The organism is Bradyrhizobium sp. AZCC 2176 (assembly GCF_036924645.1).
In the GTDB taxonomy this organism is placed as follows: domain Bacteria; phylum Pseudomonadota; class Alphaproteobacteria; order Rhizobiales; family Xanthobacteraceae; genus Bradyrhizobium.
The window spans coordinates 1,630,773-1,643,417 of record NZ_JAZHRX010000001.1 but is presented as its reverse complement, the minus strand read 5'-3'; the positions used below and the strand labels follow the sequence as shown (position 1 = coordinate 1,643,417).

Below are 12,645 nucleotides of genomic sequence, written 5' to 3'. Positions count from 1 at the left end.
CTAAGTTGTGAGCGCCGGTCGCGTTGGCGACCGCGTTCTGGCCTGCCACAGCACCACGCCGAGACCGATGATCAGGCCCGGCACATAGGTGTAGCTGATATCGCGGCCGATGATCCATTCGACGATCGCCTCGATCAGGCTTGGAAACACCAGCAGCAACCCGGATAGCAGAAGCAGCCCGCGCTCCACCGGCGTATTTTGTCGCAGCGCCCAGTTCTGGGCAAATGCCGCCAGCGCCAACAGGCCGAAGGTCGTCTTGATCGTGATCTCGACAATATCGACCCATGACCCGCCCTTCGGGATCGACAGCAAAAGGCCAGGGCCCTGCGGGTCGAGCACGAACACGAACGGCACCAGGAACGCCGGCAGCGTGTATTTCCAGGATTGCAGCGTGGTCTTGTAGGGATCGCCGCCGGTGATGGCGGCGGCCGCGAATGGCGAAAGCGCGGTCGGCGGCGACACCTCGGACAACACGGCATAATAGAAAATGAACATGTGCGCGGCGTAATCGGGCACGCCGAGCTTAATCAGCGCGGGCGCCGCGATGACCGCGCAGATGATGTAGGAGGCGGTTACCGGCACCGCGAGGCCGATGATCCAGACGATCAGCGAGGTGTAGATCGCGGTCAGCAACAGGCTGCCGCCGGCATAGCTGATGACGATCGCCGAGAATTTCAGGCCAAGACCCGTCAGCGTCACGACGCCGACGACGATGCCGGCACAGGCGCAGGTGGCCGCGGCATTGAGCGCGCCGATCGAGCCGTCGGCCAGCGCCTTCACCAGCTTGGTCGGCACCAGCGCGGTTTCCCGGCGCAGGAAGCTCAGCGCGAAGGTAACGACAATGGCATAGAACACCGACAGTGTCGGCGAGTAGCCGATCACCATGAAGACGACGACGGCGAGCAGCGAAATGAAGTGAAAGCCGTAACGCTTCGTCATCTCGCCCAGCGTTAGCTCCGGCTTGAAGGTGACATCCTTCGCGCCGAATTTCTTGGCGTCCAGTTCGACCATGAACAAGAGCGACATGTAATAGAGACAGGTCGGGATGGTCGCCATCCAGATCACGTCGAGATAGCTGATCTTGAGAAACTCGGCGATCAGGAACGCTGCCGCCCCCAGCACCGGCGGCGACAGGATCGCGCCCAGCCCGCCGGCGGCCAGCAATCCGCCCGCCGCGTTCTTCTCGAAGCCGGCCTTGGCCATCATCGGATAGGCCACGGTGCCGATCATGACTGTCGTGGCTACGCCCGATCCGGAAGGGCCGCCGAGCAGGAATGACGACAGTACCACGGTGCGTCCGGCGCTGTTGGGCTTTCCGCCCATCAGGGCCAGCGAGAAATCGATGAAGAACTTGCCGGCGCCGGAATGCTGCAGGAACGCGCCATAGATGGTGAACAGGATGATCAGCGTCGCCGATACGTCGACGGCGACGCCGAAAATGCCCTCCAGCGTGATGAAGAGATGACCGACCAGCCGGGCCAGGTCGTAGCCGCGATGGGTCCATGGCGCCGGCAGATACGGACCGAGCATGGCGTAAGCGATGAACAGCAGCGACACCACGGGCATGATCGCGCCGGTGGTGCGCCGCGTCGCCTCCAGCAGCAGCACGATGAAGACGATGCCGACGATCACGTCCCAGCGGTCGGGCATGGTGGCGCGGTCGGTGAAATCCTCGCCGCCCCACAGCGCATAGACGATGGTGGCGACCGCGACGATCCCGGGGACAATGTCCCACCAGCGCACGCGGTTGCGAAAGCGTGTCGCCAGCGGAAACAGCAGGAAGCTCAGGACCAGCGTGAAGGCGACATGGGTGTAGCGCAGTTCCTGGGTCGGAACGATGGCGTAGGCCGCGTAGAGGTGAAACAGGCTCATGACCACCGCAATCGTGGTCGATATCCTGCCCGCCCATCCCATCAGGCGATTGGCCGCGCCTTCTTCTGCCTCGACGAAGGATTCTGCCTTCTGGAGGGCTTCGTCGGATACCGCGACGATCTCGTCATTGGGCGGCGTTGTCTTGTCTGCAGCCATGCTTTCCCCGGGGACCCCGTTAACTCTTTAGACCCGGTGTCCCCCGGGTCTTTCGCGGGGCGCATTCAGTCCAATTTGAGTAGCCGTGGCAAGGGGCTTTTCGGCCTATGTCCGGGCATCTTTTTTAATCTATCGGACCGGTTGACCCGAGATCCTCGTCCGTCCAATTTCCCGGCCAATTTCTCAGGCGAGAACAATCCGTAGATCCTATGGGGTGGCAGGTGGTCAGGGGGTAAGTTGAGTTTGCGACCACCCACTCACCCAGAGGATCCACGATGTGCACAGATCACGCTGACACACCCGCCGGCTGCAAGTATGCCACAGTTTACGTTGCTTTCGAACTGAGCAAGGCGAAATGGCAGCTAGGCATCATGCTGCCCGGTACCGAGAAGATGAGCCGTTACCGGATTGACGGTGGCGACTTGGCGGCGTTGGCAGCTTTGCTGGTCAAGGCTCGATCGAAGGCGGAGCAGACGGGGAAGCTGGTTCGTATTCTGTCGTGCTATGAAGCCGGTCTCGACGGTCATTGGCTGCACCGCTGGCTGGCCGACAACGAGGTGCTCAATCACGAGATCGATGCGTCGAGCATCGAGGTGAACCGGCGGGCACGGCGGGCCAAGACCGATCGGATCGACTTGGCGCAGTTGATGCGCTCGTTTCTGGCTTACCTGCGCGGCGAACCGCGGGTTTGCAGCATGGTTCGGGTTCCCACGCCTGAGGACGAGGATCGCAAGCGGCGTACGCGCGAGCGCGAGCGGCTGCTGCAGGAGCGCACCGGGCACAGCAACCGGATCAAGGGGCTGCTGCATGGCCAGGGCATCCGCGATGTCATGCCCCTGAAGCCGGGCTTCTTGGCGAGTCTGGATGCGATGCGTACCGGCGATGGCCGCGTTCTGCCGCCACGGCTGAAGGACGAGATCCGTCGCGAGCATGAGCGGCTGGTATTGGTACACAAGCAGATCAAGGGGCTCGAGGCAGCGAATGCGGCCGCGCATCGGACCCCGGCAAAGGACTCGGCAGAGGCGAAGGCGGTTCAGCTTGCCCAACTCAAGGCGATTGGCCCGCACATCGCCCAGCTCCTGGCCAACGAGGTCTTCTACCGTGACTTTAAGAACCGCCGTCAGCTCGGCAGCTGCGTCGGACTAACCGACGTGCCCTACGACAGCGGCGCCCGCCGTCGACAACAGGGCATCAGCAAAGCTGGCAACCGCCGTGCGCGAACCACCGCAATCGAGCTCGCCTGGCTGTGGCTGAGGCATCAGCCCGACACCGAGCTGAGCCGCTGGTTCCGCGAGCGGGTTGGTAACCTCAAGGGCCGCATCCGCAAGATCGCCATCGTGGCGCTGGCGCGCAAGCTGATGGTGGCCCTCTGGCGCTATCTGGAGACCGGCCTCGTGCCGAGCGGCGCCGTCATGCGTCCGAGCTTTTAAGCAACGCCGGTGCGCCAATGACGACCGACGTGACCCAGGACAGACGTGTGACCGAACCCGGGCTTGGGTCTTCGGATTCCGCTTTCGTAGATGGGTCCCGTCTCTTCTGGGCCTTACCTTCACCCGTGCATGAAAGATCAGGGTTCGGGCCACCACACCCGACCGGATACAAGTTGATGCGGTGTTGGCCGCATAACGACGTCACGGCCCAGTCCCGGACATCACGTCAAGCCGTCAATCGCGCGCCTCGAAACGTCCCGATCCGAAAGCTTTGCTCCGGCCTCGCCACCGTCAAGGCCGCTCCGCGCCGCCTCCGGCGGTGGCCTGCGGCCAACCTTGACGGTGGCTGCGTCCGGCGCAGCGGCTATCCATCGGGATCAAAGGGCGCATCGCCCTCCACCGAACATGCCAAAGGCAAAGCCATGCCCTGATCGATCAATCCCCTTGACAACTACTACCCCATACAAGCCTGGGTGGAGCGAAGCGCAATCCAAGGAAAAGCCGAACGAGACTCCCGGGTTTCGCTTCGCTTCACCCGGGCTACACGAAAACAGTTTGAAAGGGAGAAGAAGTCGATGGAACGGCTCAAGGGCAAGACGGCGATGGTGGTGGGTGCGGGATCGATCGGCCCCGGCTGGGGCAACGGCAAAGCGGCCGCCGTCACCTTCGCGCGCGAGGGCGCGCAGGTATTTTGCGTCGACCGCAACGCGGCGGCAGCAAAGGAAACCGTGGAGATCATCAGCGGCGAGGGCGGCAAGGCGGCCGCCTTTACCGCCGACGTCTCGCGCGAAGCCGAGGTGGAGGCGATGGTGGCGGCGTGCCTCAAGGCCTATGGCCGTATCGACGTGCTCGACAACAATGTCGGCATTGCCGAGATGGGAAATGTCGTCGAGGTCAACGAGGCGAGCTGGGATCACGTCTTCGCGGTCAATCTCAAGAGCGCCTATTTTGCGATGAAGCACGTCATTCCCGTGATGCAGAAGCAGGGCGGCGGCTCGATCATCAACATCTCATCGATCGCCTCGATCCGTCACCTTGGCATTTCCTATGTGACCTATGGCGCCTCGAAGGCGGCGATGAACCAGATGACGAAGACGACCGCCGTGCAATTCGCGCGCGACCATGTCCGGGTCAACTGCATTCTGCCGGGCCTGATGAAGACGCCGATGGTCGAGCACTCCGCCGGGCTCGCAGCCAGCTATTCGGCGGGCGACATCGAGGCGATGTGGCGCGCGCGCGACGCGCAGGTGCCGATGGGGCACATGGGCGATGCCTGGGACGTCGCCAATGCGGCGCTGTTTCTGGCGTCCGATGAATCGAAATATGTCACCGGCATCGAGCTCGTGGTCGATGGCGGTATCACGAGCAAGTCGGGCGCTTGACGCGCGATTGCCCCGTTATGCCTGTGCACTCAGTTCGGCGCGGTCGAGCTCTTCTTCCACCTGGTGGAAGGCGTCGTCGCCGATCTCGTCGAAATGACGCATCCTCAACAGCGCCTCTCGCGCCGCGCCGATGGCGCGGCGGCGCAGCGGATCGGCCGGCAGTTCGCTGGTCGCGATGCCGACGTCGGGTTCGCTCTCGGCACGCAGTAGCACGGCGCGGTATTCGAGCCGCAGGATCTCGGCCTCCTCGGATGGATCGGAGTCGATCGCCTTGAGTGCGGCGCGATAGGCGATGCAGCGGGCATGAGCGGCCTCGCGCGCGACCGGATCGTCCTCCTCGAATTTCAGCGCGAGGATCACCGGCCGCAGCGTCAGGCCCTGGATCAAGAGCGACCCCAGCACCACGGCAAAGGCCGTCAGCAGGATGAGATCGCGATACGGGAAGCTCTCGGGCAACGCGAACGCGGCCGCCAGTGTGACGATGCCGCGCATCCCGCACCACGACACGATGATGCCGCGTTCTACCGTCGGTACGGCGGAAGATACATGCGGCGGAAGCAGGCCGTAGGCGTTCAAGGCGCGCAGGAAGGCGCCATAGGGCATCACCCAGGCGATGCGGGCGAGGATCACGACGGCGAGGATCGCGGCGGCAAAGCTGCAATACCTGAACCGCACTTCGTCGTTGAGCCCGGACCAGATCGGATTGAGCTGCATGCCGATCAGAATGAACGCCAGCACGTTGAGCACGAACACGACGGTTTCCCACACCGCATAGGAGGCCACGCGCAGCCGCGCCGGGGTACGCTCGGGCGCGGTGCGGGCGATCGTGATCGCATAGGCGACGATGGTGAGAATGCCGGACAGCCCGATATGCTCGGCGACGATCCACACCATGAACGTGCCGGCGAACTGCGTGATGATTGCGCTCGGCGCCTCGGTGATGCGGCGCGTGATCTGCGTCCAGACCCGCGCGAACAGGAAGCCGGCAATGAGGCTTCCGAACAGCGCCAGCGCAACGGACGGCACGAACTCGCGCACCTTCATGTGCTCGGCGGCAACCAGGCCGACCGCGACGCGGTAGATCAGGAGTGCGCTGGCATCGTTGAGCAGGCTTTCGCCCTCGAGGATCTTCTGGATACGGTAGGGCAGGTTGACCTGACGCAGGATCGCGGTGGCCGCCGCGGCGTCGGGCGGTGCCACGATGGCGCCGAGCGCGATCGCGACCGCCCATGGCATGTCCGGGCGAAGCCAGTGCGCGACCGCCGCGACGGCGGCAGTCGTGACCCCAACCGCGACCAGCACCAGCGTCGAGACCGGCAGCCAGTTGTTCCGGAGGTCGCGCAGCGAGGTATCGAAAGCCGCATCCAGCAATATCGGCGCCACGAACAGCGCCAGTGCCAGATCAGGCTGCAGCGTCCACGATGGACCCGACGGCACGAACGCCAGTAACATGCCGCCGATCGCAAGAAATGTCGGATACGGCACCTTGAGCCGCCGCGCCAGCGCGGACAGCAGCACCGCGCCAAGCAGCAGCCCGATGATCCATTCGAATGTCAGCAAATCCGGGCTTCCTGCCAGCCGAGATCGATGTCGCCATCAATCTAGCACCAAAACCGGCAAGTCTACTGCGCCATCGCCAATATGCCGCCCGCGAAGGAATGCCAGAGCGGCGTGGCACTGATCGGCCAGTTCAGGAGCTTGACCGCGATCAGCGCAATGCCGCCGTAGACATAGACCGGATGCGGCCGGCCGCGTGTGCGCCAGTCGAAAACCATGGCGGCGACCAGCAGGAGATAGGCGACAAAGGCGGGCGGGATGGTCACCGGCACCGGGGGCGGACCAAGCGGTCCGGGAGGCGCCAGGAAGGTGAGAAACCAGCGCGCGACCGCGGCGTCCAACAGCGAGATGCTGGCCAGCAGCATCAGCCGCTTGTGCGTTTCAGGCTTGCGGATGGCCGCAATGGCGAGCGCAAAAACCACGGCAAAGAACAGAATTCCGCTGAGCGGAACAATCGCAAACGCGATTCCGTCGTCGGTCAGTCCCGCCGCCGCCGAGCGCTTCATCGCGTTGACCGCGACCAGGAAGCCGAAGATCGTCATCGCGGTAGCCAGCGAGACGCCGATCATGCCGATGGTGCGGTGCCGGGCGACCTTGCCTGACGCGGCCAGCCAGCTCTGGAATGCGAAATAGAGCAACCAGGCGAAAAACAGCAGCCCGTGAAAATGCACGACCGGCGAAGCCGAAAACGACCGCTTCGCCAGCGGCAGCCAGTAGGTCGGCGCGAAGCCGAGAAAGGCAACGGCCGTGCAGGCCAGCGCCATGTAGAAGTAAAAGTAGCCGGTTTGGGATTGCGCGATGGCGCGCGGCGGATTGAAGTCGGTTAATGTGGTCATGGTTGTTGAGTCCGCGAGAACTGCAAAAGGTTCACAGCAGATTTTCTCACGGATCGTATTCTTCCGTCTGTGAAGAGGATTACGTTTCCCGCAGGTCACGTTTCGGCCAAAATCCGTTCTCGTGCGAACAGGAAATTTGCAGGCGGCTTGTCGAAAACGCAGGTCGCTTGCTAGGATCGCGTAGCAATCGATAGCGCTTTTCCGGATCAATTGATGCGAGGCAATCCCGATATCCGCAGCCTGGTCGCGGCCTCTCTGCTGTGGATGGCGTTTGCGCATGATGCGTCGGCGACCGGGACCGAGCTAGCAAAGGATTTGCGGGTCGATCCTGCGCCCTGTCTTGCCGCCGCCCTTGCGCAAGATCACGACAGGACGGTGAGTACCTGCGGCGCGCTGATCGACAATGCAAAGACCGAAAAGGCCGACCGCATCAAGGCGCTGATCGCGCGCGCCACCGCCTACGAGCGCAAGGACATGATCGACCGCGCCATCGCCGACTACGACGGCGTGTTACGGCTCGATCCGGCGCTCGCCGATGTTCATAACGCGCGCGGCGAACTCTGGCGCAGGAAGGGCGACCTGCCCAAGGCGGTGGCGGATTTTGCCGCGGCGATCAAGCTGAACCCCGACCACGTCACCGCCAGAGCCAACCACCGGGCGCTAGCGCAGGAGGCGGAGCGGCAGGGCGTGCTGAAGGCGGTCGCCGGCAAGCCGAGCTTCAATTGCGCGACCGCGCGCCGCAAAGTGGAGAAGGCGATTTGCGCCGATCCCGAACTTGCCGACCTCGATCGGGAGGTCCAAGGCTCGTTTGTCCGGGCGGCCGCCGAGAAGAGGACCCCGCAACAGGCGCGCAAGCTGCGCCGAGAGCAGCAGGACTACCTTGCCCGGCGCAATGCGGAATACGGCCGGCCCGGCTACGATCTGAAAAAAGCGATGCGCGACCGCCTGCAACAGATTAACGGAATCGATGGATACTAGGCCGTTTTCGGCCCGATGAGGGGATACGCCAGCGCGGCGCGATGGCTGTCGGTGAGAAGTTCAATACCATCGCTCGGCAGTAGAGCTTAATCGAACGGTCAAGTCATTCCCGGCTTGATCTGGCGCAACTTCCCGTGACAATGCCTGAAATAAATGCTTGCCCAGCCGTCATGGCCAGGCTTGTCCCGGCCATCCACGCCTCGCCAGTTTCGAGGTGAAGCAAGGACGTGGATGCCCGGGACAAGCCAGGCATGACGACACAGGCAGGCTAGCGGGGAGTGCGCCATGAACATCCGAGACAAAAGCCGCTATCACGAGGTCCATGCCCGGTCGCTGGCCGATCCGGAAGGGTTTTGGGCCGAGGCCGCGCGCGAGATCGACTGGATCGAACCGGCGAAAAAGATATTCGATCCCGCGATGGGCGCGTATGGCCGCTGGTTTGCCGGTGCCGTCGTCAACACCTGCTACAACGCGCTCGACCGCCATGTCGCGGGCGGACGCGCCGAGCAGGTGGCGCTGATCCACGATTCGCCGCTTACCGATTCAATCTCGAAATTCACCTATGCCGAGATGCTCAAGGAGGTGCAGACGCTCGCCGCCGTGATGGCCGATTTCGGCGTCGCCAAGGGCGACCGCGTCATCCTCTATATGCCGCTGGTGCCTGAAGCGGTGTTTGCCATGCTGGCCTGCGCGCGGATCGGCGCGGTGCATTCGGTGGTGTTCGGCGGTTTTGCCGCGAAAGAGCTCGCGACACGGATCGAGGACGCCAAGCCGAAGCTGATTTTTTCGGCGAGCTGCGGCATCGAGCCCGGCCGCATCGTGCAATACAAGCCGCTGCTCGACGAGGCGATCAAGCTTTCAAGTGTGAAGCCGGAAGGCTGCATCATCCTGCAACGGCCGCAGCGGGCTTGCGAACTCACGCCCGGCCGCGATCACGACTGGGCCGCGTTGCGCAGCGCGGCGCTCGCGGCCGGCAAGTCCGCGCCGTGCACGCCGGTGCTGGCAACCGATCCGCTCTATATTCTCTACACATCCGGCACGACGGGCATCCCGAAGGGCGTGGTGCGTGACAATGGCGGGCATCTGGTCGCGCTGAAATGGTCGATGTTCAACCTCTACGGCGTCAGGCCCGGCGAGGTCTGGTGGTGCGGCTCCGACATCGGCTGGGTGGTCGGCCACAGCTATATCGTTTACGGCCCGCTGATTCACGGCGCCACTTCGATCATGTATGAGGGCAAGCCGATCGGCACGCCGGATGCCGGCGCGTTCTGGCGCGTGATATCAGAGCACGAGGCGGTCGCCCTGTTCACCGCGCCGACCGCTTTCCGCGCCATCCGCAAGGAAGATCCCGACGGCGCATTCATCCGGAAATACGATCTGTCGAAATTCCGCACGCTGTTCCTGGCCGGCGAACGCGCCGATCCGCCGACGGTGGACTGGGCGGAAGCGCAGTTGAAGGTGCCGGTAATCGATCACTGGTGGCAGACCGAAACCGGCTGGTGCATCGCCGGCAATCCGGTGGGGCTGGGCATGCTGCCGGTCAAGCACGGTTCGCCGACGGTGCCGATGCCGGGCTATCAGGTCGACGTCGTCGACGAGGCATCCAGGCCGGTGCCCGCGGGCACCATGGGCTCGATCGTGATCAAGTTGCCGATGCCGCCGGCCTGCCTGCCGACGCTGTGGCAACAGGAAGCGCGCTTCAAGGAAGCCTACCTCACCGAGTTTCCCGGCTACTACAAGACCTCGGACGCCGGCTACAAGGATGACGACGGCTATGTCTGGGTGATGGGCCGCACCGACGACATCATCAACGTCGCCGGTCATCGGCTCTCCACTGGCGGCATGGAGGAAATTCTGGCCTCGCATCCCGACGTCGCCGAATGCGCCGTCCTCGGGATCAAGGACGCCATCAAGGGCGAAGTGCCCTGCGGCTTCCTGGTGCTGAAGGCCGGCGTCTCGCGCCAGCCGGCCGAGATCGAAAGGGAGATCGTGGCGCTGGTGCGCGACAAGCTCGGCCCCGTCGCGGCTTTCAAGCTCGCGATCACCGTCGGCCGATTGCCGAAGACGCGTTCCGGGAAAATCCTGCGCGGCACCATCAAGAAGATCGCCGACGGCGAGAGCTGGAGCATGCCGGCGACCATCGAGGACCCGAAGGTGCTCGATGAAATCGGCGACGCGCTGAAAGGCAGGATATGATTGTTCCTCATGCCGGCCTTGACCCGGGCATCCATCCTCGTCAAAGCAGGCTGCCATCTTTTCGATGGATTGCCGGGTCATCCCCGATCAGGTCAGGGACAGGCTCTCGGCAATGACGAAAACTGGAAGGGACAGAGCATGCGACGTAACTTGCGACTCGCATTCCTCCTCATCGCGCCGCTTCTCACCGGTTGCCTCGAACGCGGCCAGCCGACCATGGCCGATACCAGCGCCGACGACGATGCGTTCTGCCGCGCCAACAATGTCGCGGTGGGCTCGAATGATTACGTCATTTGCCGCAAGAACCGCGACGTGCAGCGCGGCAATGCCAACGCCCGGGCCGACCGCGCCCAGCGAAACCTCGCCGAGCAAATGCTGAATAATCCGACCAGGCCGTAACGAGGAGGCCATCATGAATGAAGATGTCTTCAACGCCAGCCTGCGCAAGTTTCTGAAAAAGGTCGGCATCACCTCGCAGCGCGAGATCGAAAAAGCCGTGCGCGACGCCATCGAGGCCGGCACGCTGAAGGGCCATGAGAAGCTGCAGGCCAAGATGGTTCTGACCATCGGCGGCGTTGGCCTCTCGCATGAGATCGACGACGAGATCGAATTGGGCTAAGGAGGGTCTCGTCCCCTCTCCCCTTGTGGGTGCGAGACGGGCGAAGCTCGCTCTTGGGGTGGATCAATCGCGCCGGAAGCGCGATTGAGACGGGAGGGATCTGTCTCCGCGGGTAGAGACTCATCCGCCTTCGCTCCCGCGATGAGCACCTTCTCCCACAAGGCGAGAAGGAAGAAGCGAGCGTCTTGCGAACATTGCAGAAGAAAGCATCACATGGATATCAAGGTCAGGGATTCCAACGGCGCACTGCTCGCCGAGGGCGACACCGTTACGTTGATCAAGGATTTGAAGCTGAAGGGCTCGTCCACCGTGCTCAAGCGCGGCACCGTGATCAAGAACATCCATCTCACCGACGATCCCGACGAGATCGAAGGCCGCACCGACAAGGTCAAGGGCCTGGTGCTGCGCACCGAGTTTTTGAAGAAGGCGTGAGTCGTAGCAGCTCACACCGTTGTCCCTCGCAATCCACCTTCGAATCGATGCTATAAGACCGCCATGGAACAACTTGCCATCAAGTTGCTGGGGTTTGCGGCCGCAACGTGCACGACCCTCGCTTACGCACCGCAGTTCGTGAAAGTCTGGAGAACCCGCTCCACCGACGACATTTCGCTTGGAATGTTCCTCGTCATGGTGCTCGGCATCCTGCTGTGGCTGTTGTACGGCCTGCTTTCCGGAGATGCGCCGCTGATCGTCGCGAATGCGGTTACGATCGTCCTGGCCGGCGGAATCCTGTTCATGAAGCTGAAGTACGGTTGAGGCGCGTTTGCCGGCCCGCCGTGTTCACCCCGCAAACAAAAACGCGGCAGGTTGCCCCGCCGCGTTCGGCATCAGCCGTAGCCGATAACCTTACTCCTCGTCGTCCTGCTTCTTGCCGCCGATCGTCTTGAGTTTGGCGAACACGGCGTCGACATTGAGATCGTCTTCCTTCCTCTCGCTCGGCTCGAATTCCGGCTCCTTCTTGGTGGTTTCGGAGGCCGGCAGCAGGGTGGCGCCGCCGTAGGCCGCTGGCACCGGCTTTTCCTTGGCTGCGCGCTGCACCTCGAAATCGAGCTCGATCTGCGAGCACAGGCCGAGCGTCACCGGGTCCATCGGGGTCAGCGTCGAGGCGTTCCAATGGGTGCGGTCGCGGACGCTTGCGATGGTGGTCTTGGTGGTGCCGACCAGGCGCATGATCTGCGCGTCCTTCAGCTCCGGGTGGTTGCGGACCAGCCACAGGATCGCGCTCGGCCGCTCGTGGCGGCGCGACACCGGGGTATAGCGCGGGCCCTTCTTCTTGGCGGCCGGCGGCAGCACAACCTTGCTCTCGCCGAGCTTGAGACGGTAATTCGGGTCTTTTTCACCCTTTTCGATCTCGTCACGGGTCAATTGGCCGGTCGAAATCGGGTCCATGCCCTTGATGCCCTGGGCGGCATCGCCGTCGGCGATGGCGCGGACCTCGAGGGGGTGCATTTTGGTGAAATCAGCCACCTGGTCGAAGGTCAGCGCGGTGTTATCAACCAGCCACACGGCCGTCGCCTTGGGCATCAGCGGTGCATTGCTCATGGCAAATCTCCTTTGTGCCTCGCCCACCCCTTTTTTGGAGGCGAAGCCTGTGGTCATCGGTGATGACGGGAATTAGG

12 protein-coding genes are annotated in these 12,645 nt (G+C 63.2%); 8 read left to right on the top strand and 4 right to left on the bottom strand.

Annotation, left to right across the window (positions count from 1 at the left end):
- Positions 1-2,028 (bottom strand): TRAP transporter permease, encoded by a 2,028-nt coding sequence (locus V1288_RS07420; protein ID WP_334356435.1) that lies wholly within the window; start codon positions 2,026-2,028, stop codon positions 1-3.
- A gap of 275 nt (positions 2,029-2,303) precedes the next feature.
- Here V1288_RS07420 and V1288_RS07415 point away from each other — a divergent pair, with 275 nt between their 5' ends.
- Positions 2,304-3,458 (top strand): IS110 family transposase, encoded by a 1,155-nt coding sequence (locus V1288_RS07415; RefSeq protein ID WP_334356434.1) that lies wholly within the window; start codon positions 2,304-2,306, stop codon positions 3,456-3,458.
- Positions 3,459-4,033: 575 nt separating this feature from the next.
- Positions 4,034-4,840: an SDR family NAD(P)-dependent oxidoreductase gene (locus V1288_RS07410; RefSeq protein WP_334356433.1), complete on the top strand. Its 807-nt coding sequence runs from the start codon at positions 4,034-4,036 to the stop codon at positions 4,838-4,840.
- Positions 4,841-4,855: 15 nt separating this feature from the next.
- On the opposite strand, the gene V1288_RS07405 is transcribed toward V1288_RS07410, so the two are convergent.
- Together V1288_RS07405 and V1288_RS07400 are read right to left on the bottom strand one after the other, a co-directional pair.
- Positions 4,856-6,400 carry a cation:proton antiporter gene (locus V1288_RS07405; RefSeq protein WP_334356432.1) on the bottom strand — a complete coding sequence of 515 codons (1,545 nt, stop codon included), beginning with the start codon at positions 6,398-6,400 and terminating at the stop codon, positions 4,856-4,858.
- A 62-nt stretch (positions 6,401-6,462) separates the two neighbouring features.
- Positions 6,463-7,233 carry a hypothetical protein gene (locus V1288_RS07400; protein ID WP_334356431.1) on the bottom strand — a complete coding sequence of 257 codons (771 nt, stop codon included), beginning with the start codon at positions 7,231-7,233 and terminating at the stop codon, positions 6,463-6,465.
- A 213-nt stretch (positions 7,234-7,446) separates the two neighbouring features.
- Here V1288_RS07400 and V1288_RS07395 point away from each other — a divergent pair, with 213 nt between their 5' ends.
- The 6 genes from V1288_RS07395 (at position 7,447) to V1288_RS07370 (ending at position 11,782) form a co-directional block, all read left to right on the top strand.
- Positions 7,447-8,211, top strand: coding sequence for a tetratricopeptide repeat protein (locus V1288_RS07395; protein ID WP_442893921.1), 765 nt, complete (start codon positions 7,447-7,449; stop codon positions 8,209-8,211).
- A 285-nt stretch (positions 8,212-8,496) separates the two neighbouring features.
- On the top strand, positions 8,497-10,407 hold the full coding sequence (locus tag V1288_RS07390) for a propionyl-CoA synthetase (protein WP_334356430.1): 1,911 nt from the start codon (positions 8,497-8,499) through the stop codon (positions 10,405-10,407).
- A 138-nt stretch (positions 10,408-10,545) separates the two neighbouring features.
- Positions 10,546-10,806: a hypothetical protein gene (locus V1288_RS07385; protein ID WP_334361226.1), complete on the top strand. Its 261-nt coding sequence runs from the start codon at positions 10,546-10,548 to the stop codon at positions 10,804-10,806.
- 13 nt (positions 10,807-10,819) lie between these two features.
- Positions 10,820-11,026 (top strand): DUF6494 family protein, encoded by a 207-nt coding sequence (locus V1288_RS07380; protein WP_334356429.1) that lies wholly within the window; start codon positions 10,820-10,822, stop codon positions 11,024-11,026.
- 213 nt (positions 11,027-11,239) lie between these two features.
- A complete protein-coding gene (locus V1288_RS07375) occupies positions 11,240-11,458 on the top strand; it encodes an alkylphosphonate utilization protein (RefSeq protein WP_334356428.1) in 219 nt (72 codons plus the stop codon).
- Between the two features lie 63 nt (positions 11,459-11,521).
- Positions 11,522-11,782: a SemiSWEET transporter gene (locus V1288_RS07370; protein ID WP_334356427.1), complete on the top strand. Its 261-nt coding sequence runs from the start codon at positions 11,522-11,524 to the stop codon at positions 11,780-11,782.
- A gap of 90 nt (positions 11,783-11,872) precedes the next feature.
- Here V1288_RS07370 and V1288_RS07365 read toward each other — a convergent pair whose 3' ends face one another.
- Complete coding sequence (locus V1288_RS07365; RefSeq protein WP_334356426.1) at positions 11,873-12,568, bottom strand: DUF1013 domain-containing protein; 696 nt, start codon at positions 12,566-12,568, stop codon at positions 11,873-11,875.
- Positions 12,569-12,645 lie beyond the last annotated feature (77 nt).